The sequence below is a fragment of the Actinomyces sp. oral taxon 180 str. F0310 genome, assembly GCF_000185285.1.
Lineage (GTDB): Bacteria > Actinomycetota > Actinomycetes > Actinomycetales > Actinomycetaceae > Pauljensenia.
Window position 1 is genome coordinate 602,053 of record NZ_GL622194.1, and the last position, 23,949, is coordinate 626,001.

22 protein-coding genes are annotated in these 23,949 nt (G+C 66.4%); 6 read left to right on the forward strand and 16 right to left on the reverse strand.

Annotated features, from left to right (window positions below):
* The first annotated feature begins 88 nt into the window (after window positions 1-88).
* The 3 genes from pflB to pflA all read left to right on the forward strand — a co-directional run bounded on the left by pflB (window position 89) and on the right by pflA (window position 3,580).
* Window positions 89-2,194, forward strand: a complete 2,106-nt coding sequence (pflB, locus tag HMPREF9006_RS02675) for a formate C-acetyltransferase (protein WP_009211995.1) — start codon at window positions 89-91, stop codon at window positions 2,192-2,194.
* Between the two features lie 122 nt (window positions 2,195-2,316).
* Window positions 2,317-2,568 carry an autonomous glycyl radical cofactor GrcA2 gene (grcA2, locus tag HMPREF9006_RS02680; protein ID WP_009211996.1) on the forward strand — a complete coding sequence of 84 codons (252 nt, stop codon included), beginning with the start codon at window positions 2,317-2,319 and terminating at the stop codon, window positions 2,566-2,568.
* Between the two features lie 133 nt (window positions 2,569-2,701).
* The gene (pflA, locus tag HMPREF9006_RS02685) at window positions 2,702-3,580 is read left to right on the forward strand and encodes a pyruvate formate-lyase-activating protein (RefSeq protein ID WP_009211997.1); all 879 of its coding nucleotides are present in this window, start codon (window positions 2,702-2,704) and stop codon (window positions 3,578-3,580) included.
* Between the two features lie 45 nt (window positions 3,581-3,625).
* Here the strand turns inward: pflA and HMPREF9006_RS02690 are convergent, their stop codons facing one another.
* The 5 genes from HMPREF9006_RS02690 to HMPREF9006_RS02710 form a co-directional block, all read right to left on the reverse strand.
* Complete coding sequence (locus HMPREF9006_RS02690) at window positions 3,626-4,258, reverse strand: peptide deformylase (RefSeq protein WP_009211998.1); 633 nt, start codon at window positions 4,256-4,258, stop codon at window positions 3,626-3,628.
* Window positions 4,255-4,932 (reverse strand): sugar O-acetyltransferase, encoded by a 678-nt coding sequence (locus tag HMPREF9006_RS02695; RefSeq protein WP_009211999.1) that lies wholly within the window; start codon window positions 4,930-4,932, stop codon window positions 4,255-4,257. The genes HMPREF9006_RS02690 and HMPREF9006_RS02695 overlap by 4 nt, the downstream gene beginning before the upstream one ends.
* Window positions 4,929-5,711 (reverse strand): gamma-glutamyl-gamma-aminobutyrate hydrolase family protein, encoded by a 783-nt coding sequence (locus tag HMPREF9006_RS02700; protein ID WP_034231990.1) that lies wholly within the window; start codon window positions 5,709-5,711, stop codon window positions 4,929-4,931. The genes HMPREF9006_RS02695 and HMPREF9006_RS02700 overlap by 4 nt, the downstream gene beginning before the upstream one ends.
* Before the next feature lie 386 nt (window positions 5,712-6,097).
* Entirely contained in the window at window positions 6,098-7,120 is a 1,023-nt protein-coding gene (gene add / locus HMPREF9006_RS02705; RefSeq protein WP_009212001.1) for an adenosine deaminase, read from the reverse strand.
* A gap of 128 nt (window positions 7,121-7,248) precedes the next feature.
* Entirely contained in the window at window positions 7,249-8,580 is a 1,332-nt protein-coding gene (locus tag HMPREF9006_RS02710) for an aminopeptidase C (RefSeq protein WP_009212002.1), read from the reverse strand.
* 125 nt (window positions 8,581-8,705) lie between these two features.
* Here HMPREF9006_RS02710 and HMPREF9006_RS02715 point away from each other — a divergent pair, with 125 nt between their 5' ends.
* Complete coding sequence (locus tag HMPREF9006_RS02715; protein WP_009212003.1) at window positions 8,706-9,611, forward strand: aldose-1-epimerase; 906 nt, start codon at window positions 8,706-8,708, stop codon at window positions 9,609-9,611.
* Here the strand turns inward: HMPREF9006_RS02715 and HMPREF9006_RS02720 are convergent.
* The 10 genes from HMPREF9006_RS02720 to HMPREF9006_RS02765 form a co-directional block, all read right to left on the reverse strand.
* A complete protein-coding gene (locus HMPREF9006_RS02720; RefSeq protein ID WP_009212004.1) occupies window positions 9,608-10,396 on the reverse strand; it encodes a 16S rRNA (uracil(1498)-N(3))-methyltransferase in 789 nt (262 codons plus the stop codon). The two genes, HMPREF9006_RS02715 and HMPREF9006_RS02720, sit on opposite strands and share 4 nt — an antisense overlap.
* Window positions 10,397-10,402: 6 nt before the next feature.
* Window positions 10,403-11,518: a molecular chaperone DnaJ gene (gene dnaJ, locus HMPREF9006_RS02725; RefSeq protein ID WP_009212005.1), complete on the reverse strand. Its 1,116-nt coding sequence runs from the start codon at window positions 11,516-11,518 to the stop codon at window positions 10,403-10,405.
* A gap of 60 nt (window positions 11,519-11,578) precedes the next feature.
* Window positions 11,579-12,622: a heat-inducible transcriptional repressor HrcA gene (hrcA, locus tag HMPREF9006_RS02730; protein ID WP_034230924.1), complete on the reverse strand. Its 1,044-nt coding sequence runs from the start codon at window positions 12,620-12,622 to the stop codon at window positions 11,579-11,581.
* A 127-nt stretch (window positions 12,623-12,749) separates the two neighbouring features.
* Window positions 12,750-13,637, reverse strand: a complete 888-nt coding sequence (locus HMPREF9006_RS02735; RefSeq protein ID WP_083806938.1) for a DUF3097 family protein — start codon at window positions 13,635-13,637, stop codon at window positions 12,750-12,752.
* 34 nt (window positions 13,638-13,671) lie between these two features.
* A complete protein-coding gene (locus tag HMPREF9006_RS02740) occupies window positions 13,672-14,505 on the reverse strand; it encodes a hypothetical protein (RefSeq protein ID WP_009212008.1) in 834 nt (277 codons plus the stop codon).
* Entirely contained in the window at window positions 14,498-15,181 is a 684-nt protein-coding gene (locus HMPREF9006_RS02745) for a SatD family protein (RefSeq protein WP_009212009.1), read from the reverse strand. Before HMPREF9006_RS02745 ends, HMPREF9006_RS02740 begins: the two co-directional genes overlap by 8 nt.
* A gap of 287 nt (window positions 15,182-15,468) precedes the next feature.
* Complete coding sequence (gene hemW / locus HMPREF9006_RS02750; protein ID WP_009212010.1) at window positions 15,469-16,761, reverse strand: radical SAM family heme chaperone HemW; 1,293 nt, start codon at window positions 16,759-16,761, stop codon at window positions 15,469-15,471.
* 48 nt (window positions 16,762-16,809) lie between these two features.
* Window positions 16,810-17,553, reverse strand: a complete 744-nt coding sequence (trmB, locus tag HMPREF9006_RS02755) for a tRNA (guanosine(46)-N7)-methyltransferase TrmB (RefSeq protein WP_083806966.1) — start codon at window positions 17,551-17,553, stop codon at window positions 16,810-16,812.
* 101 nt (window positions 17,554-17,654) lie between these two features.
* Window positions 17,655-19,511, reverse strand: coding sequence for a translation elongation factor 4 (gene lepA / locus HMPREF9006_RS02760; RefSeq protein ID WP_009212012.1), 1,857 nt, complete (start codon window positions 19,509-19,511; stop codon window positions 17,655-17,657).
* Window positions 19,512-19,622: 111 nt separating this feature from the next.
* Window positions 19,623-20,618 (reverse strand): tetratricopeptide repeat protein, encoded by a 996-nt coding sequence (locus HMPREF9006_RS02765; RefSeq protein ID WP_034231996.1) that lies wholly within the window; start codon window positions 20,616-20,618, stop codon window positions 19,623-19,625.
* A gap of 161 nt (window positions 20,619-20,779) precedes the next feature.
* On the opposite strand from HMPREF9006_RS02765, the gene HMPREF9006_RS02770 reads away from it, so the two are divergent.
* Window positions 20,780-21,415: a type II toxin-antitoxin system PemK/MazF family toxin gene (locus tag HMPREF9006_RS02770; protein WP_009212014.1), complete on the forward strand. Its 636-nt coding sequence runs from the start codon at window positions 20,780-20,782 to the stop codon at window positions 21,413-21,415.
* Window positions 21,416-21,626: 211 nt separating this feature from the next.
* On the forward strand, window positions 21,627-21,893 hold the full coding sequence (gene rpsT / locus HMPREF9006_RS02775; RefSeq protein ID WP_009212015.1) for a 30S ribosomal protein S20: 267 nt from the start codon (window positions 21,627-21,629) through the stop codon (window positions 21,891-21,893).
* Window positions 21,894-22,019: 126 nt separating this feature from the next.
* Here the strand turns inward: rpsT and HMPREF9006_RS02780 are convergent, their stop codons facing one another.
* Window positions 22,020-23,948, reverse strand: coding sequence for an ABC transporter ATP-binding protein (locus HMPREF9006_RS02780; RefSeq protein WP_009212016.1), 1,929 nt, complete (start codon window positions 23,946-23,948; stop codon window positions 22,020-22,022).
* Between the last annotated feature and the right edge of the window lies 1 nt (window position 23,949).

Consider the following 23,949-nt stretch of genomic DNA (forward strand, 5'->3'; position numbering starts at 1 on the left):
GGCCTAAGCGTCGGGATCCGACGCACTCACGGAGCTGAGCTCCCGCCCACCGCACCCACACGGATGTGGAGATTCGAGAAGAGGAAGAATGACGACAGCAGACCAGAAAGCCTGGGAAGGTTTCGTTAAAGGTAACTGGTGTGATGAGATCGACGTACGCGACTTCATCCAGCTGAACTACACCCCCTACGAGGGAGATGCATCGTTCCTGGCCGGGCCCACTGAGAAGACCCTGCGCGTGTGGAACACCCTTGAAGAGAAGTACCTCTCCGAAGAGCGCAAGGTACGCATTCTCGACGTTGACACCGACACTCCGGCCGACATTGACGCCTTCAAGCCCGGCTACATCTGCGAGGACGACAACGTGATCGTCGGCCTCCAGACCGACGCGCCCCTCAAGCGCGCGATGATGCCCAACGGCGGCTGGCGCATGGTTGAAACCGCCATCCACGAGGCTGGCAAGGAGTACAACCCCGAGGTGAAGAAGATCTTCACCAAGTACCGCAAGACCCACAACGACGCGGTCTTCGACATTTACACTCCGCGTATCCGCGCCGCCCGCTCCTCCCACATCATCACGGGCCTGCCCGACGCCTACGGCCGCGGCCGCATCATCGGCGACTACCGTCGCGTCGCCCTGTACGGCGTGGATTACCTGATCGAGCAGAAGCAGAAGGACAAGGACCGCTACGCCGACCAGCCCTTCTCCGAGCACTGGGCGCGCTACCGCGAGGAGCATTCCGAGCAGATCAAGGCCCTCAAGAAGCTCAAGAACCTGGCCAACTCCTACGGCTACGATATCTCCGGCCCCGCCACCAACGCCCACGAGGCCGTCCAGTGGACCTACTTCGGCTACCTGGCCTCCGTGAAGTCTCAGGACGGCGCGGCCATGTCGATCGGCCGTCTCTCCGGCTTCTTTGACTGCTACTTCGAGCGCGACCTGAAGAACGGTGTCCTCGACGAGGCAGGCGCACAGGAGATCATTGACGCCCTGGTGATCAAGCTGCGCATCACCCGCTTCCTGCGCACGATTGCCTACGATCAGATCTTCTCGGGCGACCCCTACTGGGCCACCTGGTCCGACGCGGGCTTCGGCGACGACGGTCGCACGCTGGTCACGAAGACCTCCTTCCGTCTCCTGCAGACCCTGGTGAACCTCGGCCCCGCGCCGGAGCCCAACATCACGATCTTCTGGGACGAGAACCTGCCCAAGGGTTACAAGGAGTTCTGCGCCCGCATCTCGATCGACACCTCTTCGATCCAGTACGAGTCCGACCCCCAGATCCGCGCCCACTGGGGCGACGATGCAGCCATCGCGTGCTGCGTCTCCCCCATGAAGGTCGGCAAGCAGATGCAGTTCTTCGGCGCGCGCGTCAACGCCGCCAAGGCTCTTCTCTACGCCATCAACGGCGGCCGCGACGAGATGAGCGGCAAGCAGGTCATGGAAGGCTACGAGCCCGTTCAGGGCGACGGCCCTCTCGACTTTGATGACGTGTGGGCACGCTACGAGGAAATGCTCGACTGGGTGGTTGGCACCTACGTTGAGGCGCTGAACATCATCCACTACTGCCACGATCGCTACGCCTACGAGGCCATCGAGATGGCGCTGCACGACGCGGAGATCATTCGCACCATGGGCTGCGGCATCGCCGGCCTGTCGATCGTCGCCGACTCCCTGGCCGCTATCAAGTACGCCAAGGTGTACCCGATCCGCGACGAGACCGGCCTGGTCGTCGACTACCGTACCGAGGGTGACTTCCCGACCTACGGCAACGACGATGACCGCGCGGACGACATCGCCGCGACCGTCGTCCACACCATCATGGACAAGATCCGCGCAATCCCGATGTACCGCGACGCGGTACCCACGCAGTCCGTCCTGACGATCACCTCGAACGTCGTCTACGGCAAGGCCACCGGCTCCTTCCCGTCGGGCCACCAGAAGGGCACCCCCTTCGCCCCCGGCGCCAACCCGGAGAACGGCATCGACACCCACGGCATGGTCGCCTCCATGCTGTCGGTCGGCAAGCTGGACTACAACGACGCGCTCGACGGCATTTCGCTGACGAACACGATCACGCCTCAGGGCCTGGGCCGTTCGAAGGAGGAACAGATCCAGAACCTGGTCGGTATCCTCGATGCGGGCTTCGTCCCGGACGACTCGTGCGCCTACGACGGAACCAAGGGTTTCTGATCCACCCCGCGGTGGGGGTCGACTATCGACACGTTGGCCCCCACCTCCCCCACCGTGGGTGAGGGAGCAAGATGCTGCCCGCCCAGCCGGCACCGCCGGAATCTCACAAAAGGAGAAATGTTATGGCAACCAAGACCTACGACGAGCGCCTCGCCGACATGAAGGCCGCCCGCGAAGAGCGCGGCGACAAGGACGGCCTGTACCACGCGAACATCAACGTTCTTGAGGAGTCCACGCTAAAGGACGCCATGGAGCACCCCGAGAAGTACCCGAACCTGACCGTCCGCGTCTCCGGTTACGCCGTCAACTTCGTCAAGCTCACCCGTGAGCAGCAGCTGGACGTCCTGTCCCGCACCTTCCACCACTCGGCCTGAGCGGTCGGGGGGAGTGGGGCGTCGGGCGTGCGCCCGGCGCCCCACTCCTATGTCCGCACCGTCACGCCTCTGACGGGACCAGACCTCGTTCCCACCACTGCTACCGCGCCCACACGACCGCGAAGAAGGAATCATGTCGCAGACCCTCGCTCTCCCCACGTTCCGTGAGCAGGATTTCCAAGCCCCCCAATCCCGCACCGTCGGCGCCGGCGTTGAGGGCCTGGAGGAGTTGACGGATCTGGAGCGCTCCGAGCGCCTGCGCCGCATGCGCGAAGGAACCTTGGGATCCATTCACTCGTGGGAGCTCGTCACTGCGGTTGACGGCCCGGGAACCCGTATGACCGTCTTCCTCAACGGGTGTCCACTGCGCTGCCTCTACTGTCACAATCCCGACACTTTCCTCATGAAGGATGGCGCCCCCGTTTCCGACACCGAGCTCCTCTCGCGCATCGCCCGCTATCGCCGGATCTTCCGCACCACAAAGGGCGGGATCACCCTGTCCGGCGGCGAGGTCCTCATGCAGCCCCATTTCGCCAAGCGCATCATCTTGGGCGCCAAGGAGATGGGCGTGCACACATGCATCGACACCTCCGGTTACCTGGGAGCAAACTGCGACGACGAGATGTTGGACGCGATCGATCTTGTCCTCCTCGACGTCAAGAGCGGCAACGAGGAGACGTACAAGCGCGTGACGGGCCGCGACCTCGCACCGACAATCGCATTCGGCGACCGCATCGCCGCACGCGGCGGCTCCACGCGCATCTGGATTCGTTTCGTCCTGGTTCCCGGTCTCACCGATGACCCGGAGAATGTGCGTCAGGTCGGTGAGATCATCCTGCGCTGGAAAAACGTCATCGACCGGGTTGAGGTCTTGCCCTTCCACCAGCTCGGCAGGGACAAGTGGCATTCCCTCGGCTTGGAGTATCAGCTGGAGGGGACGAAGGCACCGACCCCCGAGGCAACGGAACGCGTGCGTGAACACTTCCGCTCCCTCGGATTCGAGGTGCACTGAGCGCCTCTCGTGCGCTCGCCCGGACCCTGCGGCGGTGAGCTTGCCTCACTCCTGCGGGGTCCACGTGTGTGCGCTGCTCCCCCACCCGCGCTCGCTGACGACGCGGCAAGCCGCGCCCGCATAGGGCTCATCGAGACGGTCGACGTAGAGGGTGCCCTGCAGGTGGTCGTATTCGTGCTGGAAGATTCGCGCGAGCCAACCGCGGGCACTCACCTCGATCGCATTGCCCCTCGTGTCGTAGCCGCGCAACACCGCGCCGAGCGCGCGGCGCAGGGGGTAGCCGTAGCCGGGCACGGACAGGCAGCCCTCGGACTCGTGGGCGATGTCGGGCTCCGCGGGCAAGATCGCGCCAGCCCCGTGGGTATCCCACACGAGGTCAAGCGTGGGGTTCACGACGACACCGCTCGTTACCGTGTTGAAGCCGCGCGCGGGTCCCTCATCGAGCTGGAGGACGTCGCGGTAGTGGGTATCGAACGCTCCGCCCCCCGCATACCTCCACACAAAGACCTGGGAACCCACGCCCACCTGCGGCGCGGCGAGGCCGACACCGGGGGCAGCGTGCATGGTATCGATCATGTCGGTAACAAGGTCACGCAGCTCCGAATCGAAGGACTCGACGGGGGCGGCAAGTCTGTGGAGGACCGGTGTCCCGGTGATGCAGATCGGCAGGATGCTCATCCGTGAACCCCCGTGGATGCGTGTGCGACGACTCCGACGCCCGCCGCTTCGATGGCGCGCGGCGTGGTCGGGTCCAGTTCGTTGATGACGCGGGCGGGGTTGCCGACCGCGATGCAGTTGGCGGGGATATCGCGGGTGAGAACGGCGCCCGCTCCGATGATCGAGTTCTCCCCGATGGTCACACCCGGGCACACGACGACGGACCCGCCCAGCCAGACGTTGTCCTCGAGGGTGATCGGCGCGCTGGATTCCCACTTTGCGCGACGAGGCCCGGGCTCGGTCGGGTGGATCGCCGTGTAGAGCGAGCAGTTGGGACCGATGAGGACGTCGGCGCCGATGACGACTGGGGCGACGTCGAGCACGGTCAGGCCGTAGTTGACCCAGGAACCGTCGCCGATGGAGATGTTGTACCCGTAGTCAACGCGCAGGGGCGGTCGAATATCGACGTCCTCCCCCACCTCGCCGAGAATCTGGCCGAGCAGGTAGCGGGCGATGTCCGGGTCGCTTGGGTGGGCTTGCTCGTAGAGGGCCAGGAGGCGAACCGCGCGCTTGGTGCGCGCGGATAGCTCCTCGTCCGCGACGTAGTAGTCGCCATGACGCATGCGCTGGGAGGGCGTGCGCTCGTCGTCGCGGAATCGGGGGTCGTCGAAATTTGTTCCCGGGGCGATGGTCATGCGACCAGGGTAGTCGACGCGTGCTCCAGGCGGGGCGCGCGGCGCGCATCCAGGTGAGCGAGGAGGGCACGCAGCTGGGAAATGTCGGCGGCAGGGTCCTCGGGGTGCCACTGCACGCCGAGGACCGGGGCGTCGAGGGACTCGATGGCCTCGACGGTGAGGTCGGGGGCCTGCGCGCTGACCCGCAGGCCTTCCGCGAGGCGTGCCACGCGCTGGTGGTGCGCCGACGAGATGACCAGCTCGGAGTCGATAAGGACGTGAGCGAGGGCGCGCTGGAGGTTGGTCCCCTTACCAACGCGCACGCTGTGGCGGATGAAGCGGTGATCGGACAGGATCCGGTTGTTCGTGTGGGTGCCGTGGGCGCCCTCAATGTGTTGCTCGAGCGTGCCGCCCAGGGCAGTGTTGATGATCTGCATCCCGCGGCAGATGTCCAACAGCGGGGTGCCGGTGCGCACGGCGTACTCGACCAGCGCGATCTGCCCTAGGTCCGCGCGATACCAGTGGCGGCCTTCGGCCTCGTAGCCCTGGGAGGCCCCATACAGGCTGGGATGAACGTCCTCGCCGCCCATGATGATAATCGCGTCGGCATCCTGCGCGCGCAGCGTGGCGCCCTCTGCCCCGTCTTCCTGCGCGTATTCGCGCACGACCCTCCAGGCGGGGGCCGCAGCCTGAATTAGACGATCCCACAGGCGCATGCAGATGTCGTTGTATGCCTGGTCCCCCGGTCTTACCGGCAGGACGTTGGATATCAACAACGTCGGCTGTGCGTGGCTCGTCATGATGCCCATCATGGCAGGCTGATCCCCCGTCTGCCGGGCGCGCTCACTTGTTGACCAATTGTGACGGTATCTGTCCGGCCAGTGGACGCGCTGACGCCTCGCGTCCCTCGCGACCGGGGGTTTATCTACATGTGTGGGGCGACACGCCGCCGACACGCCGACAATGGCGCCAACATGTAGATATTCCCCCGTCTCCCCCTTAGGCCCTGTGCGGGCGTGTCCCAGGCGAGCGTCGCGTGAGGCCCGCCGCCCTGCTGGCCGGAACTCGCGTCCAGGTCGGCTGCGGAACAGCGGCGACAGGTCCGTACCTCGGGAGGCTCCCCCTGGGCAGCACGACCAGGCCAGCCGCACCGATTCCTCGACGTGAACGCCGCCGCAAACGCGACTCAGACCTCGTGCTCGGACACGAAGCGGTCCACGCGGGCAAGCAGCTCGGACTTCTCCTCCTGCGAGATCCAGGCGATCTCGATGGAGTTGCGGGCGATGCGCTCCAGGTCCGCGCGACTCAACTCGAAGCGCTGCGCGAGCGCCAGGTAGTTGTCGCCGATGTATCCGCCAAAGTACGCGGGATCGTCGGAGTTGACGCTGACCTTGACGCCCGCAGCACACAGGTCGACGATCTCCTTGCCCTTCATCTGCTCGGCGACGAAGGAGTTGGACAGCGGGCAGGACGTCAGGCCGATGCCATGATCGCGCGCGTAGGCAACCAGGGAGGGGTCTTCGACGATGTTCGTGCCATGGTCGAGCCGCTCGGCCCCCAGCTCGGTGAGGGCGGCGCGGATGTTGTCGATCGAGCCGACCTGGTCGATGTCGCAGTGCATCGTGATGCGCAGGCCCGCCTCCCGGGCGACCTCAAAGACGCGGGCGAACTTCGTTGGCGGGTTGTCTCTCTCATCAGAATCCAGGCCAACTCCGATGAACATGTCCTTGTAGGGCAGGGCGGCCCGGAGGGTCTCGAGCGCCGACTCGGCGCTCATGTCTCGTAGGAAACACAGGATGAGGTCGGCAGACAGTCCGGCCTCGCGAGCCTCAACGACGGCGCGATGGTAGCCGCGGATCACCGTCTCGATGGCGATGCCACGCGAGGTGTGAGCCTGCGGGTCGAAGAAGCACTCGGCGCGCACGACGCCGTTGGCGCGGGCGCGCTCGAAGTAGGCGGCGGCCAGGTCATGGAAGTCGTTCTCGTCCTGCAGGACGTCCATGGCCGGATAGTAGACGGCCAGGAAGGATGTGAGGTCGTTGAACTGGTAGGTCGCCCGCACCTCCTCGACCGTGGACTGGCCGATGTCGACGCCATTCTTGCGGGCGAGGGCCAGCTTCAGGTCGGGCTCAAGGGTACCCTCCAGGTGCAGGTGCAGCTCCGCCTTGGGTAGGCCGAAGGCGAAGTCTCGGGTCACGTCGGTGCTCATGTGTCCTCCACAGGTAGCGGGGCGGGTGTCGCGGAACCATTGTTCCACGCAACCCGCCCCGCTTTCAGGGGTTTCCCGCGCCGATTGGCTCCACCGCGGTGGCCAGTTTTCCGGCGCTTGGAGCCTCCTTAGGCCAGGGCGCCCATCGGATCCCACGCCGGCAGGTGGAGGGGTGCTTCGGCGACCACGGCCCGCAGGTCCTCGGGGAGATCATCGACGTGCACGGCCACCTCGAAGACGTTGGCGTCGAACCACGGCGCGTCCATCGTGAAGAAGCCCTTGTCACCGGGTTCTTCACCCCAGGAGTTCTCCACGCGGAAGCGGCGCCCCTGCCCGGCCTCGTCGATGTCGACTCCGGTGAAGAGCATCGCGTGGTTCATCGCGGACTCCCCCGACACGACGCGCTGTTCCTTCGACGTGGAGAAGTCCACGCCGAAGAGGGCGTCGTAGTCGTAGAGACCGTCAACGAAGAGACCGGAGGAACGGTCGGACTGCTGGCCGCAGTCGGCGCCAAACCAGACGGCGCGCCCGGAGGCCAGAATCGAGGTGGTGATCTCGCGGATGGTCTCCACCGGGGCGTTGACGTAGTGGATGGGGCGCCCGCCGACGATGTTCCCCATGTGATCCACGGTCAGCGCAAGCCCCTTGGGGTGTTCACGTCGGGGGTCGTCGACGAGGCACACGTACTGGGTCAGGTCCACGTCGACGTAGCGGTCGAAGAACTCGCGCGGGGTGAGGACGCCGTCGCGGTGGAATTCGTCCTTGTCGTCGCGCCACTCCCATTCGAAGGAGACGGGGGGCTCGCCGAGGCAGATGACCAGGATGCGCCACACGTCGGCAAGAGCGGCCTCCTTGACCTCGGTGATCTCCTCGTCGCTGGCGCCGCTGACGACGAGGGCGCGCAGCTCGAGGGCGCTGCGACGCAGGAGGACCTTCAGGCGGGCGTTCATGGGCGCCGTGTTGGAGGAGGATTCCGTCTCGGGCATCGCAACCTTGGGGACGAGGCCGTGCTTGAGGTAGAGAGAGACCGCCATGTCCCACTGGCCGCCATCGGAGAGGACATCGCCCAGGAGGAACTGGACGAGGCGACCATCGAGTTCCTCGGTCGATGCCGTCGCGATGATGTCGGTGAGGAAGAAGTTGGCGCGTTCGAACTTGTCCCAGAACAGGACGTAGTTCTGCGAGAACTCGAAGTCTTTGAGGCCCATGCGTTGCCGGGCGGTCGACCGCAGGAGGTTCAGGGAGGAGAAGAGCCAGCAGCGACCGGACTTCTTCTGCGACGTCACCTTCCAGTCATCCACCTTGTGAGAAACGACCGTGGGCGTGGCGATGACCTTGTCGCGGTCGAAGGCGACCGTCTCAACGCCTGCGTGAGCGACCGCGTTGCGAGCGACCGTGCGCGCGCTGTCGGAGGAGGCGTGCATGCGGGCAATGAACTCGTCCGTGATCTCGTGTGCCATGAGCGGGGAGCTTCCTTTCTGTCGAGAGTGATTCTCTGTAAGGATACGCCGTGGCAGTGACGCGGACTACTGAATGCCGTTTAGAATGGGTGTCATTCGACTTCAGAGAATGCACAGGAGCTTTCATGTTCGATAGGCGCGCGTCGGGGCGGGAAGTGGCCCTGTCTGCGGGAGATTACCGGGCGCGAATCGTCAGCGTCGGGGCCGGCCTGGCTGGCCTGACCTATCGCGGTCACGAGCTGATCGTCCCTCACGACGCGGACGAGTGTCCACCCGCCTACCTCGGCAAGGTGCTCATGCCGTGGCCGAACCGCGTCGCCGGCGGCTCCTACTCGTGGGAGGGCGTCTCCTACTGCCTGCCCGTCGATGAGCCGGAGTTGGGCACCGCCCTCCACGGCTTCGTCGCCTTCCAGGAATGGGAGATCGTCGAGGCAGAGAAGGCCTCGGTGCTCCTGCGCACCCTGATCGCACCTCGCTATTCCTACCCGTGGACGCTGGTGGCTTCCGCGCGCTATCACCTGGACGCCGACCGCGGCCTGCTCATCAAGCTCTCGGCGACCAACGTGGGCCGAGGCACGGCGCCCTTCGGCGTTGGCTTCCACCCCTACCTGGCGGCAAGCGGGGCGCGGGCGGACGAGCTGGAGCTCACGATCCCCGCCGGCATCGCCTACGACGCCGACGAACACCTGATCCCCGTGGCCGCCCGCGACGTGGCCTCGCTCGGCCTGGATTTCCGCACCCCGCGCATCATCGCCTCGACCCGCCTCGACCACGCATTCGCGGGGCTGCCGGAGGGCACCTGGTCCGTGACACTGCGCGACCCCGCGTCGGGCGTGGGCACCTCCCTGTCCTCTGATGCGCGCTGGCTGCAGGTCTATTCGGCGGATGATATCGGGCGGGTTGGCGTGGCCGTCGAACCGATGAGCTGCCCTCCCAACGCCTTCAACTCCGGAACGGACCTGGTTGGCCTAGGCCCCGGGCAGAGCTACGCGCTCACCGCGTCGATCCGGGGGTTCACCCAGCCCCGCTAGTAGCTGCCCGCGGCGGCGCGGATGAGGGTCAGGGCGACCGCCCCGGCCGTGGAGGAACGCAGCACGTGTGCGCCTAGGCCCACCGTGAGGGCACCCGCACCCACCAGCTGTGCGCTCTCCTCGGCTCCGATGCCGCCCTCGGGGCCCACGACGAGTGCGATGCGAGCGGGAAGAGAGCCCGCCGCGCTCCCCAGCCGGATGCGCGCGAGCGCCGCTCCGAGCGACTCACTGGCCTCCTCGTGGCAGACGAAGGCCACCCCGCCCTCGGCCGTGAGCGAGGCGATCCAAGCGGAGAGCCGAGCGCTGTCCACGGCATCCTCGACGGGGGGCACGAAGGCGCGGCGGGACTGCTTGGCGGCGGCGCGCGCCACGGCCTGCCACTTGGCCCTCCCCTTCTCGGCCTTCGGTCCCTTCCACTGGACGATCGCGCGCTGGGAGGCCCACGGAATCACGCGGTCCACGCCGATCTCGGTGCAGATCTCAACCGCCGCCTCGTCCCGTCCGCCCTTGGCCAGGGCCTGGACGAGCACAACCTCGGGGACAGGAGCGTCCTCGCGGCGGGATTCGCGCACGGTCAGAGACAGCGTGTCCTTGTCGGAGCCAATGACGTCGCAGGTTAGGCGAAGCCCTCGCCCGTCCACGATGTCAACCCGCTCGCCAGCCCCGATGCGGCGCACCGACGCGGCGTGGCGGCCCTCGGAACCACCGAGGGTCGCGCGCTCACCCACGCCGAGGGACGCTGGCGGCGGGGTCAGGTCCTCACCGAGGAACACGGGCAGGGTCACGACGCATCACCCCATGAAGGTGTCGCGGATCTTGTCGAAGAACGAGGCCTGCTGGCGGTGGGGTTCGACCCGCACCTCGCCGCGAACCTTGGCGAGCTGCTCAAGCAGGTCGCGCGAGGCGTCGTCCAGCTTCTTCGGGATCTCAACGTCGACGTGGACGTGCATGGACCCGCGGCCGGAGCGCTGGAGGTGGCCGACCCCCAGCCTCTCAAGGACGATGTCATCGTTGGGTTGGGTGCCCGGGTTGATCGTCACGCTCTTCTTGCCGTCCAGTGTCTCCAGCTCGAACTCGGTTCCCAGGGCGGCGGTCGTCATCGGGATCGTGATCCACGTGTGCAGGTCGTCTCCGCGCCGATCGAACACGGGGTGCTTCTTCTCGCGGATCAGCAGGTACAGGTCGCCGCTGGGGCCGCCGCCGGGGCCGACCTCGGCCTCGCCGCTCACGCGGATCTGCGTGCCCTCGCTGGCCCCGGCGGGGATGTTGATGCTCAGTGTGCGGCGCGTGCGCACGCGCCCGGCCCCCGAGCACTCCACGCATGGCGAGGGGATGGTGTTGCCATAGCCCTGGCAGGCGGGGCACGGGGCCTGCGTTTGCATGCGGCCGAAGAGAGAGTTCTGGATCTGCATGACGAAGCCCGATCCGTGGCACGTCGCGCACTGCTCGGGGGCGGTGCCCGGCTGACACATGGATCCGTGGCAGGTGTCGCACAGGACGTGGGTGTCGAAGACAACCTCCTTGGCGGCGCCAAAGGCGGCGTCCTCAAGGGTGATGTCGACGGCCACCTGCTTGTCTTTTCCGCGCCGCACGCGCGAGGCGGGTCCCTGGGAGGATGCCCCGAATCCGCCGTTGAACATCGCTTGGAAGATGTCGGAGAACGCTCCGAAATCGCCCGCCGCTCCGGCGCCCCCGCGCAGGGCGTCGGGGCCGCCGACGTCGTACATGCGCCGCTTCTCCGGGTCCGAGAGCGTTTCGTAGGCGACCGACAGCTCCTTGAACGCCTCCTCCGAGTCGGGCCCCGCATAGTCGGGATGCAGCTGACGCGCGAGCTTTCGGTAGGCCTTCTTGATCTCGTCCTGGCTGGCGTCGCGTGCCACGCCGAGAACCTCGTAATAGTCTCTCACGCTTGCGGTTCCTTCCCTTGGGGCGTTCGTTCGTCCTGTCGTGTGCGCGTGTTGGCGCGATTAGCTGCGCGGTCCCTGAGCCAGGTACCGGGAAAGGTAGGCCGCCACGGCCCTCACCGAACTCATGGTCCGCGCGTAGTCCATCCGCATGGGTCCCACGATTCCCAGGTGTGCCAGCCCCTCGCCCTGGCGCGCCCCAGCCTGGTAGGTTCCCGTGACGACGGCTGCCTCGGCGAGGCCATCGTGGGGGTTCTCCGCGCCGATGCTGACGTGCAGGTCGTCGCCGGGGTCGGCCTCGGCGAAGAGTCGCATGAGAACCACCTGTTCTTCGAGGGCGTCGAGAACGGGGGCGATGTCACGAAAGTCGAGGGCTCCTCGGGCGAGGTTAGCCGCCCCTGCGACGACGATCTTCGTGTCGCTGGCTCCGCTGAGCAGTTCGCACAGGGCTGCTCCGAGCACTTCGACGGTAGGGGCCTGGCTAGGTGCGGCCGAGGTGGCGGCCTCGGCCACGCAGTCGCGCACGTTCGCGGAGGTCGCTCCGTCGCAGTGGCGGCGCAGGTGCTCTCGCGCGTCGCGGAGCTCATCCTCGCTCAGCGGCACCTCGAGCGTCAGGGTGCGCTCGCCCACCTGCCCGTCGGCCGTGATGACGACCACGAGGGCTCGGCTGGGCGGGAGGCCGACGACCTCGAGGTGCTTGAGGGTACGCACGCGCGCACCCGGATACTGCACGAGCGCGACCTGGTGAGTGACCTGAGCGAGGAGGCGGACGGATCGCTCCACGACGTCGTCGATGTCGACGGACTCGGCCAGAAAGGCCTCAAGAGCGTGGCGCTCGGGGGCGCTCATCGGCTTGAGCTCCGCGAGACGGTCAACGAAGACCCGGTATCCGCGGTCGGTGGGCACGCGCCCGGCGGAGGTGTGCGGCTGGTAGATGAGGCCTGCCTCTTCCAACACGGCCATGTCGTTGCGGATGGTCGCGGAGGAGACCCCCAGTCCCCCCGCGGCGATTGCCTTGGAGCCGACAGGTTCGCGGGTGGCCACGTACTGGGTGACGATGGCGCGCAACACGTCAAGCCTGCGGCTCTGCGCGCTGTTCCTCGGCATCTCAGCTCCCTCCACTCCTGGCACTCCCGCTTCCTGAGTGCCAATGCTACTCCCCGTTGCCGGAGGGAGGCGACATGAAGGGTCGGGGCGTGCGCTCGCCGCGAACGCGACGCGCAACCCGGGATCCTCACTGCGCCCAGGGAACCGTGACGAAGTCAATCAGTTCCTCGACCCGTCCCAACAGGGCGGGCTCGAGGTCGCGGTAGGTGCGCACCGTCGAAAGGATCCGTTTCCAGCCGATCGCAATATCGCGCTGATCGGCGTGCGGCCACCCCAGGGCAGCGAGGGTACCGTGCTTGATGTCCACTCCTCGCGGGATCTGGGGCCACGCGCGTACGCCGAGCCGCTCGGGCTTGACAGCCTGCCAGATGTCGACGAAGGGGTGCCCGAGGACGAGGACCGCGCCCGGCCAGCGCCCCGAGACGGCCTCAGCGATGCGCGACTCCTTCGACCGGGGCACCATGTGATCGACGAGGACGCCCGCCCGCGCGCGCTCGGTCGGTGCGAACACCTCCAGGATGTCCTCCAGGTTGTCCACGCCGTCAAGCAGCTGCACGGCGATCCCAGCCTCAGCCAGGTCTTCGCCCCACACGTGCTGGATGAGGTCCGCGTCGTGGCGCCCCTCGACCCAGATGCGCGAGCGCTTGGCGACCTTGGGGCCGCTCGATTCGGGAGCGAAGGACCCCGAATTCGTCACCCTGCGACCCGAGGCCGTGGCCCACCCCTGGGTCGAGGCGGGGGCAGGGCGGGGAGGGAGCGCTTCGATGGGCCGCCCCTCCAGCCAGAAGCCCGGACCCAGGGGAAAGGAACGACGCGCGCCGCGCCGATCCTCGAGTTCTACCAGGTGTACCCCGCCCGATTTCTCGACGCGCGTCACCGCACCCACCCAGCCCGAGGAGACGTCTTCCAGCACCATTCCCACCTCGACGTGAACCGGCGTCGAGCGCGGGCGCCGCGCGCCCGGACCGTCGCGGTGGGGATCATGCTCGAAGATGTTGCGCCCGTAGGGATCCATTGTCGTCACCCGCCCTACTGTAGCGACGCGCGGGTCAGTTTCCGATCACGACTCGGATGAACAGGGACACGAGGGCCGCCAGTATCCACGACGACACCGAACCGATGAGGAACTCTTCGGCCTTCTCGCCCGAGGAGTCCTGGGAGATTTCGGGGAATCGGATGACCCCCTTGGCCGCGACGACAGCCCCGATCGCGACCTCGGCGCCCGCACCCGCAAGGATGATGATGAGGAGGCGTTCGAGGGGACCGATCCACCGCCCGCCACGCAAGGCAACCCCGTCGCCGGAGCCCTCGGCGGAACCTTCTTTGTGGGAGACGATGGGAATGGAGCCGGCGCTGATCGGGGCCTTATCGGGATCCGCCGCTTCCGTTTGCTCCCTGCCTTTGTGCCAATGGGAGAGCATAGCGGGCAGCACGGGCGCGTTAATCCAGCCGGGGACGGGATCGCAGGAGCGGCCGCGCGCGCACTGCAGGATGGCCGTGATCAGGTAGTTGGCGGGGCCCGTCACGAGGAAGACCACCGCGATGATCAGGTCAATGGAGCGCCCGGCAAGAAGGGACAGGAGAGGAAAGTCGACGGGATTCAGGCTCATGAGCGCCACCAGGCCGAGGGAGGCGCACGCCCACCGCGCGAGGACGCCCCGGGCACTGGGATCGGTCAGGTCCCAGCCGAACCAGACGAGAGCGAGCGCGGCGCCCAGCGCGTTTGCGAGAGCGCTCGCGCCCAGGAAGAACCCGGAGTAGCAGATGACGACGAGCAGAAGGGACAGGAAGACGATCAGTCGCCGCGACCAGCGCCGCGGATCCGACGTCAGGAGAACCGTCAGCTCCGAGGCGGCGATGCCCAGGAGGAGGGTTTCATGCACGAGCCGCCTCCGCGATGATCAGCGAGGATTGAATCAGCCCTGCCCCCGAGCCCCGGGCGAAGTCTGAAATCGCCTGCTGGGAGAGCTTCTCGACCCGCGCGATCTCGACCTGGGTCTTGCCCAGCAGCAGCGAGGCGGTGATCCGGCGGTGGCGCGCCGACAGCTTGAGGATGGCGTGATCACGCAGGCTCAGCAGCGCGTTGACGCAGGTTTGGTAGTTCGGGGAGATCGTGGCCTCGACCGAAGAGTCCGCGATGAACCAGGTACGAATGAAGGGGTTGGAGGAATCCTGCACCTGGTGCGCCCGGTTGATTGCGGCGCGAGCCGCCCACCACGCCGAGCCGTCCTGGAGCGAGGCCACGTCAGCTGCGCGCGGGCGCGGGTGTCCGTGCACCCCGCCGGGCAGCTCCTCGATGCGACCGGCACCGATGCCGAAGCGCAGCTGGAGCTGAGCGGGCAGGAGGAGCTGGGAGCGCAGCGTCAGCAGGAGCGCGTCTTCGAGCGAGTTGGCGACCGCCTGAAACTCGTCCCCAACCGTGGCGTAGGGAGCCTCCAGCAAGGTAAGCCCCTGACTTGCCTTCTCGAAGGTCTCCTCGAAGGTGCGCTGGGCGTCCGGGCGATTGGTGAGTGTACGGGAACCAACGATGTCGGCGATGACAGCATAACGAAGAGTCACAAGACCACACTTTTCCTTGTATTTAACCCTCCACAAGCCCCTTCTCGGAAGAGGGGATGCGGACAGCGAGACTTCACATGACCCCCCTAGGCAAACACACCCGAGGCACGATGTCAACAATATCAGCACGTAATACAAGCTTGTCATAGGATACACTTTTACCGATTGACAAGTAGATTCCTCGAAATGGCGCGCCTAACTCGCGGTGGCGCCACCAAAAGAGAGACGCGTACCTCTTGCGCCCACGCCCCGAGCGCGCGGCCACGCCACGCAGGGTTCACCTCGTGTCAATACCCCATGAGCTCGCGCGTCACGTAGTCGGCCAGCAGGCGTCCCCGCAGCGTCAGGACCACCCGGCCTTTCGCGGCCTCGCCCCCATCAATGAGCCCATCAGCGACGAGCGCTTCGACGCGCACGCCCGACGCTACCTCCCCACCTTCCCCGTCAGCGACGACGGGCAGACTGTCGAGCGCAATTCCCTCCGCGGTACGCACACCGAGCATCACGCGCTCCAGCTCACGCGTCTCATCGCTGAGAATTTCTCCTGCAAACGCGGGCGAAACTCCCTCGCGCACGCGCGCCGCGTACGCCGCGGGATTCTTGACATTCCACCAGCGCGCGCGTCCGACGTGCGAGTGGGCGCCGGGCCCGAGCCCCCACCAGTCCCAATCACGCCAGTAGGCCAGGTTATGTCGCGAGGCGTGCACGTAGGACGTGGGCGCCCGGACCGGCGAGCGGTCGCCTTCCGTCACGCGCGCGAAGTTGGAGATCTCATACCACGCGTAGCCGGCCTCCCCCAGCAGCTCATCCGCCAGCTCATACTTCGCAGCCTCATCGTCGGGGTCGGGGGTGGGGAGTTCTCCCCTGGCGACCTGCCGGCCCATCTTGGTTCCCTCTTCGACGACGAGGGCGTACGCGCTGATGTGATCGGGCCGGTATGAGAGCGCACACCGAAGAGAAGTCTCCCAGTCGGTCAGCCCCTCACCGGGGGTTCCGTAAATCAGGTCGAGAGAGGTCGACAGACCCGCTTCCTTGGCCCACTCCACTACCAGGGGGACGCGATTGGGAGCGTGGGTGCGATCCAAGGTGCGAAGGACGGAAGGGACCGCCGATTGCATGCCGAAGGAGACGCGGGTGAATCCGGCGTGCGCCAGCTCTCGCAGGCCGGAGCGTGTCACCGAGTCGGGATTGGCTTCCAGGGTGACCTCGGCGTCCTTGGCGATGCCGACCGCCTCGTCAAGGCCGCGCAGGATCTCGATGAGTTCCGCCGTTGCCAGCATCGTCGGCGTTCCTCCCCCGAAGAACACCGTCTGCGCCCGGCGCGCTTTCATCCCGGCATCCGCCATGACGCGCGTGGCGAGTCGAGCCTCGGCCAGCACGGAGGGGGCGTAGTCTCCCACCTGCGCGCCCGGGCCGAAGCCGACCGTGTAGGTGTTGAAATCGCAGTATCCGCAGCGCACCCGGCAGAAGGGAACGTGCACGTACAGGGAGAGCGGACGGCGGCGGTCGACCTCGACCAGGTCCGGACCGAGTGAGCCGTCGACCGGCCAGCGCACGCCGTCGGGTTGCGCCGGGCTCATAGGCGCCGTCTCCGCGCAGGCACGCGTGTGCGCCCCGCGCGCACTTCCTTAGCCACGGGGCCGCCGGATGCCGACGATATCGTGGACCCTACGCCTCGCATCCGTGCCGCGCGTCTCGAAGTGGGTGACCACGCGCCCCGAAAAGCGCGGGGCAAAACCCCCGCGGCCGGGCTGAGGATCGTTCGGGTCCGGGCGCTGACCGGCATACGGATTATCCAGCAGCTCGCACGCCTCGACGACGTCGCGCATCTGCCAGGCGTAGTCGTCCCAATCGGTGGCGAGCCGCCACGCTCCCCCGTCGCGCAGGAGGCGCGCCACCTCGAGCGCGAAGTCGTCGCAGACCAGCCGCCGCTTGCGGTGGCGCGCCTTGCGCCACGGGTCGGGGAAGAAGGTCCACACCTCGTCCAAGACCCCATCCCCCAGCATGATGGGCAGGGCCTGAGCTGCGTCTGCCTCGAGAACCCGGATATTGTCCACGCCCGCGCTCACCGCCTTGGAGACGAGCTTGGCGATCCCCGGCACCCACACTTCAAGGGCGAGAAAGTCCCGCTCGGGGTGGGCGGCTGCTGCGGCGACGATCTGCTCGCCCGTGCCCGATCCGATCTCCAGCGTCACCGCCCTCTCACGCCCGAAAAGCTCGGGTAGATCGAGCCGGAAGTCCTCTGCAACGGTCGTGTATCCGACTCCGCGGCGAGGCTCGACGACGTAACGTGACGCGTGCGCCTCCCACGTGCGCGCCAGGTTGGGTGCAAGCTCGCGCGTGCGCCTCGTAAACGACTTCGTGCGGCTCATGAACACGCCGCCCTCGGTCACCTCGCCGAGCAGACGCGCACCGGGGGCACCCTCGCGTCCGCGAGTACCGCAGGCCGCGTCCCGGCCCGAGTCAGGCGCGCTCACTTCTTGCCCGTCGGAACGTCGGACGTCAGGGCAGCGATGAACGCCTCCTGGGGAACGTCGACCCGTCCGATCGACTTCATGCGCTTCTTGCCTTCCTTCTGCTTCTCCAGCAGCTTGCGTTTACGCGTGATGTCGCCGCCGTAGCACTTGGCGAGCATGTCCTTGCGCAGCGCCTTGATGGTCTCGCGGGCGATCACTCGCGAGCCGACCGCCGCCTGAACCGGAATCTCGAATTGCTGGCGGGGAATGAGTTCCTTGAGCCGCTTGGTCATGCGCTGACCGTAGGCGTACGCGCCGTCTCGGTGAACGATCGCGCTGAAGGCATCGACGCGGTCACCGTTGAGGAGGATGTCGACCTTGACCAGATCGGCGCTCTGTTCTCCGCTCTCCTGGTAGTCCAGGGATGCGTACCCGCGGGTGCGGGACTTGAGCTGGTCGAAGAAGTCAAAGACGATCTCGGCCAGGGGCAGCTGGTAGTGCAGCTCAACGCGCTCCTCGCTGAGATAGTCCATGCCCCGCATGGAGCCGCGCCGTTCCTGGCACAGCTCCATGATGGTCCCCGTGAACTCGGTGGGGGTCAGGATCGTCGCGTTCACGACGGGCTCGCATACCTCGGAGATCTTGCCCTCGGGGAACTCGCTCGGGTTGTCGACACGCACCTGCGTTCCGTCCTCCGTGATGACGCGGTAGACGACGTTGGGCGCCGTGGCGATCAGGTCGAGGTTGAACTCTCTTTCGAGCCTCTCGCGAATGATCTCCAGGTGCAGCAAGCCCAGGAAGCCACACCGGAAGCCGAAGCCGAGGGCGGCGCTGGATTCCGGTTCGAAGGTCAGGGCAGCGTCGTTGAGCTGGAGGCGTTCGAGGGCGTCGCGCAGATCGGGAAAGTCCGAGCCGTCAACCGGGTAGATGCCGGAGAAAACCATCGGGTTGGGGTCTCGGTAGCCAGCCAGAGGCTCGGTCGCACCGTGCACGTGGCTGGTCACGGTGTCGCCAACTCGAGACTGGCGCACGTCCTTCACGCCCGTGATCAGGTACCCGACCTCACCCGCGCCGATACCCTCCTCGGGGGTGGGTTCGGGGGAGATCACGCCCAGCTCAAGCAGCTCGTGGGTGGCACCCGTTGACATCATGCGCACGCGCTGGCGGGTCGAGAGGATACCGTCAACGACACGCACGTAGGTAACCACGCCCCTGTAGGTGTCGTAGACGGAGTCGAAGATCATCGCCCGGGTCGGCGCGTCGGGGTTACCTTCGGGGGCGGGGACGACCTCAACGATGCGGTCGAGGAGCGCCTCGACGCCCTCGCCCGTCTTGCCCGACACCCGCAGGACCTCGTCCTCCTCGCAGCCGATCAGTTGCGCGACCTCGTGCGCGTACTTCTCCGGTTGGGCGCCCGGAAGGTCGATTTTGTTGAGCACGGGAATGATTGCCAGGTCGTTCTCGAGGGCAAGGTAGAGGTTCGCCAGGGTCTGGGCCTCGATTCCCTGGGCCGCGTCGATGAGCAGCACCGCTCCCTCGCAGGCCGCCAGGGAGCGGGAAACCTCGTAGGTGAAGTCCACGTGTCCGGGCGTATCGATCATGTTGAGCGCATAGGGAACGCCATCGTGCGCCCACGGCATGCGCACAGCCTGGCTCTTGATCGTGATTCCTCGTTCGCGTTCGATGTCCATGCGGTCGAGGTACTGATCGCGCATCTCGCGTGCCTCAACGACGCCGGTGAGTTGCAGCATGCGGTCCGCGAGGGTGGACTTGCCGTGGTCGATGTGCGCAATAATGCAGAAGTTGCGGATCTGCGCCTGCGGGGTGTGCGACGGGCGAATCTGAGCCTGCTGCGCGGCCGTGGGGATGGGCACCTGTACCTCCGTGAAATCGTTGACCTCACTTATCGTCCCATTGACGCGCCCCTTTGTGCTAGTCGTGGGTCGGGACGTGGCGCACAGTGGCGACTCCTGCTCCCCGCCCGCTCACTCCACCTCGGTAATGAGCGAGATGGCCTCACTCAGGTCACAGTCCTCCCAATCGTCGGGGTGGTCGTCGCGGAGCTTGCGCGCAAGACGGCTGGCCTCCTCGTCATCCCCTCGCAGGGTGGCCAGCGTCAGGAGGATAGTCCGTACTCGTGCCGTGAGCGGATCCCTGTCTCCGAGATATCTGCGGCAGTCCTCGGCGAGGATGCGCCACAGGTCCTCTCCCCCGTTTCTCTCGCCGCTCATCCACGTGTTGCGGGCGATCTCATGTCGCAGGCGCAGGACGCGCCAATCACCCCGATCGGTCACCGAGAGCAGCGCGTCCATGTTCTCCTCGTACAGGCCGATCGCCTCCTCGTACTGCCGGTCCGCGGACAGGACCTCGGCGAGGTTGTCCCGCACCGTGAGCAGGGTCGTGTCAGCGGGGTCGCGCTGAGCCTCCATGTCGTCCAGCAGCGCGCGGTACACGCGCGCCGCCTTGCGCCACTTGCCCACGTTCTTCCAGGGCATGGCCGAGTTGTTGCGGATGGCGAAAGCGATCTGTGGGTCGAGTCCGGGGCACTGCCTGAGGTCGGCGACGAGAGAGGCGAACGCGCGTATCGCCATGTCGTTGCAGCCGAGAATTGCCAGCCAGTAGGCCTCGGAGTTACGCAGCATGAGGACGAGCGGGTGAACGCGCTCCAGCGCTTGCTCTCCCAGTCGCACGGCATCGGCAGCCACCCGGCGGCATTGTTCGAACGCCCCCAACCGAGCATGCCAGTCGACACACAGCTTGGCAGCCTCCAACCGCTCTTCGACAGACACGCGCTCGTCGCCATAGACCTCCATCGCGTGATCGATCGCGTGATCGATCCGGCCCGAATCCGCACACCTGAGCGCCGCCGCGATGGATTCCATCGCCCGCGCGTCGGCATCGCTGGCCTCTCCCGCCGCACGGGTAGACCGACCACATGCGTCCAGGGCGAGCGTCGGACCGTGCGTTGTTCCCGTTGACATCATTGTCACCTTCCTCTTTCGGCGTGATATCTGCGATCAACACCAGGATCGCGCGCGTGCCCACCCCACGTCTTCCCCAGTCACGACACCTGTGGATATCGATGCGACTCGAGTCGCCCTGTGGATAACAGGCGCTCCCGCCCCTCGCGTATGCTGGTCTCATGAAATCACTCGTCAGCGGCCTCATCGAAGCTGCCCTCGGCTTCCTGTCCGGACTGAGCGGGTCCGGCCACAGCGACACGCAGGCACCGAAATCCTCGCCGCACTCCACGTCCGCTCCGCGCACCTCCCCCCATTCTCGCCCGCGCACCGATGCCCCCCGGTCGCGCCCGGCGCGCCAGGCGGACCCCGCCACGTCGAATCGCCCCGAGACCTCGATCCGCGAGGCGAGTATCGCCGACGCGCTCGCCCACGCCTCCTACGAGCCGGTGATGGACGGAGACGCAGACCCCGGCGAGGTCGTCTGGACGTGGGTCCCCTACCAGGAGGACGCCTCCGTCGGAAAGGACAGGCCCGCCGTCGTCGTCGGCGCCCACGGCGAGGGCGTCTACATCCTGCAGCTCACCAGCAAGGACCACACCCGCGATGCCGCGCAGGAAGCCGCCGCAGGCCGCTACTGGTTCGACATCGGTTCGGGTGCCTGGGACTCGAAGGGACGCCCCTCGGAGGTGCGCCTTGATCGAGCGCTGTGGGTCAAGGCCACCGACGTTCGCCGCGAGGGCTCGATTCTTCCCCGCGCGACCTGGCAGCGCATCGTCGACGCCCTCGCCGAGCACCACCGCTGCCACGGCGAGTAGCTCCCGCGCACGTGACCGACCTTACGAGGCGGGGACAAGCCTCGGCATGTGACGCGGGCGCCCGCTCCTGGTAGGATAGGTCGTTGGACTCCCGGCCTGGTCGGGCAGGGGGTCTGGTTAAGACCGTTTGCGGGTGTCCCCACGCCTAAGTCCCGGTCTTGACACAGCCCTCACCGACCCTGTCAGACATACATCAAGGAGAAATCCGACTGTGGCAAACATTAAGTCCCAGAAGAAGCGCATCCTCACCAACGAGAAGCGCCGCGTTCGCAACCAGTCCGTGAAGTCCGAGCTGAAGACCCTGGTCCGTCAGACCCGCGAGGCTGTCGAGGCCGGCGACAAGGACAAGGCTCTGGCCGCGCTGCGCGTTGCCTCGCGCAAGCTGGACGTCGCCGTCTCCAAGGGCGTCATCCACAAGAACCAGGCTGCGAACCGTAAGTCCAAGCTTGCGCGTCGCGTTGCCTCTCTCGGCGACTGAGCGATACCGCTGAGCAAACGAAAGAGCGGGCCACCCCGGTGGGGCGGCCCGCTTTCGTATGCCTTCTTCCCCGCTGTCGGGGCGTACGGCACGGCGAGGCCCGGGCCTGCCCTGATCCGTCAACGCTTACTCGAGCTCGAAGGCACCCGTGTAGAGCTGGTAGTAGACGCCCTTCTGCGCGATCAGGTCCTCGTGCGTGCCGCGTTCAATGATGCGCCCCTGGTCCATCACCATGATGGCGTCGGAGTTGCGAACGGTGGACAGGCGGTGGGCGATGACGAAAACCGTGCGCCCCTCCATGAGATTGTCCATGCCCCGTTGAACCAGCGCCTCCGTGCGAGTGTCAATCGAGGAGGTCGCCTCGTCCAGGATCATGGCGGGCGGGTCTGCAACCGCAGCCCTGGCGATCGACAGGAGCTGCGCCTGACCCTGGGACAGGTTCGACCCGTTGCCCGTCAGCATCGTGTCGTAGCCTTCGGGGAGTCTGCGAATGAAGGAGTCCGCGTTGGCGAGCTTCGCGGCCGCGATGCACTCCTCGTCGGTGGCATCCAGGCGCCCGTAGCGAATGTTCTCCATGACCGTTCCGGTAAAGAGCTTCACCTCCTGGAGGACTACGCCGAGAGAGCGGCGCAGATCCGACTTACGGATCTTGTTGACGTTGATGCCGTCGTAGCGGATCTTCCCGTCGTCGATGTCGTAGAAGCGATTGATCAGGTTCGTGATCGTCGTCTTTCCGGCTCCGGTGGCGCCCACGAACGCGATCTTCTGCCCCGGCTTAGCCCACAGGGAAATGTCGTGCAGGACTTCCTTCTCCCCGTCGTAGGAAAAATCGACGCCTTCCATGACGAGTTCACCGCGCAGGCGCGTGTAGGTGACGGTTCCCTCCGCCTGGTGGGGGTGGCGCCACGCCCAGATGCCCGTGCGCTGCTCGGTCGGCTCGATAACCCCGTCGGCACCCTCACGAGCACGCACGAGCGTCACGTACCCGTGGTCCTCCTCGGCCTCCTGGTCGATCAGCGCAAAGACGCGTCCTGCCCCGGCCAGGCCGAGCGTTATCATGGGAACCTGCATGGACATCTGGCCGATCGTCTGAGAAAAGTTGCGAACCATGCCCAGGAACGAGACGACCACTCCGACGGTGACGACGTCGAAGCCGACGAGGTGGAGATTCGGAGTCTGACGCAGGATCATGATTCCACCGACGATCGCGACGACGACATACATGATGTTGCCGATGTTGCCCAGCGCCGGCATGAGGACGTTTCCGTAGATGTTGGCCTTCTGCGAGGATTCGAAGAGCTTAGCATTGTAGGCGAGGAAATCCTCCTTCGCGGCCTGCTCGTGGTTGAAGACCTGCACGACCTTCTGACCGTCCATCATCTCCTCGATGTAGCCTTCCTCGTCGGCCAGGGCCTTCTGCTGGGCGCTCATGAAGCGCCCCGAAAGACCGCCCAGCTTTCCGGTGAGCGAGGCCATGAGGGCACCGACGATGAACACGACCAGGGCAAGCCACACGGAGTAGTACAGCATCGTCGCGATGAGAACCACGATCGTGAGCCCGGACTGGACGAGGGTGGGGATCGACTGGCCGATGAGCTGGCGGATGGCGTCCGTGTCGTTGGTGAAGGTCGACATGATCGCCCCGTGAGGATGGGTGTCGAAGAAGCGCAGCGGGAGACGTTCCATCGAGTCGAACATGTCGTCGCGCATGTGCTTGAGAGTCCCCTGGGTGACGATCGCCATCGCGCGCGTGTAGATGAAGCTTCCGACAACGCCGACGCCGAAGATGATGCCCATCGTGAGCACAAGGCGCACCAGGGTGGGGCGCACCGCGTCAAATCCGCTCTCCAGGCCGGGGGTGACGACCGTGTCGACGATTCTCTGCATGAAGATCGCTCCCACGGCGGAGGCGATAGCAGCCAGGATGATGCACACGATCGTCAGACCGATGCGCACCGGGTAGTGGCGGACGACGTAGCGCATCAGCCTCGGGAAGGGATGCTCGATCCCCTCGAGCTTCTCGCCGTCCGCACTCGCTCCACGTATGCGGGCCATG

Bases quoted from the DNA above. Each gene is read 5' to 3' on its own strand.
- pflB (WP_009211995.1), top strand. From the start codon at position 89: ATGACGACAGCAGACCAGAAAGCCTGGGAAGGTTTCGTTAAAGGTAAC.
- grcA2 (WP_009211996.1), top strand. From the start codon at position 2,317: ATGGCAACCAAGACCTACGACGAGCGCCTCGCCGACATGAAGGCCGCC.
- pflA (WP_009211997.1), top strand. From the start codon at position 2,702: ATGTCGCAGACCCTCGCTCTCCCCACGTTCCGTGAGCAGGATTTCCAA.
- HMPREF9006_RS02690 (WP_009211998.1), bottom strand. From the start codon at position 4,258: ATGAGCATCCTGCCGATCTGCATCACCGGGACACCGGTCCTCCACAGA.
- HMPREF9006_RS02695 (WP_009211999.1), bottom strand. From the start codon at position 4,932: ATGACCATCGCCCCGGGAACAAATTTCGACGACCCCCGATTCCGCGAC.
- HMPREF9006_RS02700 (WP_034231990.1), bottom strand. From the start codon at position 5,711: ATGACGAGCCACGCACAGCCGACGTTGTTGATATCCAACGTCCTGCCG.
- add (WP_009212001.1), bottom strand. From the start codon at position 7,120: ATGAGCACCGACGTGACCCGAGACTTCGCCTTCGGCCTACCCAAGGCG.
- HMPREF9006_RS02710 (WP_009212002.1), bottom strand. From the start codon at position 8,580: ATGGCACACGAGATCACGGACGAGTTCATTGCCCGCATGCACGCCTCC.
- HMPREF9006_RS02715 (WP_009212003.1), top strand. From the start codon at position 8,706: ATGTTCGATAGGCGCGCGTCGGGGCGGGAAGTGGCCCTGTCTGCGGGA.
- hrcA (WP_034230924.1), bottom strand. From the start codon at position 12,622: ATGCCGAGGAACAGCGCGCAGAGCCGCAGGCTTGACGTGTTGCGCGCC.
- HMPREF9006_RS02735 (WP_083806938.1), bottom strand. From the start codon at position 13,637: ATGGATCCCTACGGGCGCAACATCTTCGAGCATGATCCCCACCGCGAC.
- hemW (WP_009212010.1), bottom strand. From the start codon at position 16,761: ATGAGCCCGGCGCAACCCGACGGCGTGCGCTGGCCGGTCGACGGCTCA.
- trmB (WP_083806966.1), bottom strand. From the start codon at position 17,553: ATGAGCCGCACGAAGTCGTTTACGAGGCGCACGCGCGAGCTTGCACCC.
- HMPREF9006_RS02765 (WP_034231996.1), bottom strand. From the start codon at position 20,618: ATGTCAACGGGAACAACGCACGGTCCGACGCTCGCCCTGGACGCATGT.
- HMPREF9006_RS02770 (WP_009212014.1), top strand. From the start codon at position 20,780: ATGAAATCACTCGTCAGCGGCCTCATCGAAGCTGCCCTCGGCTTCCTG.
- HMPREF9006_RS02780 (WP_009212016.1), bottom strand. From the start codon at position 23,948: ATGGCCCGCATACGTGGAGCGAGTGCGGACGGCGAGAAGCTCGAGGGG.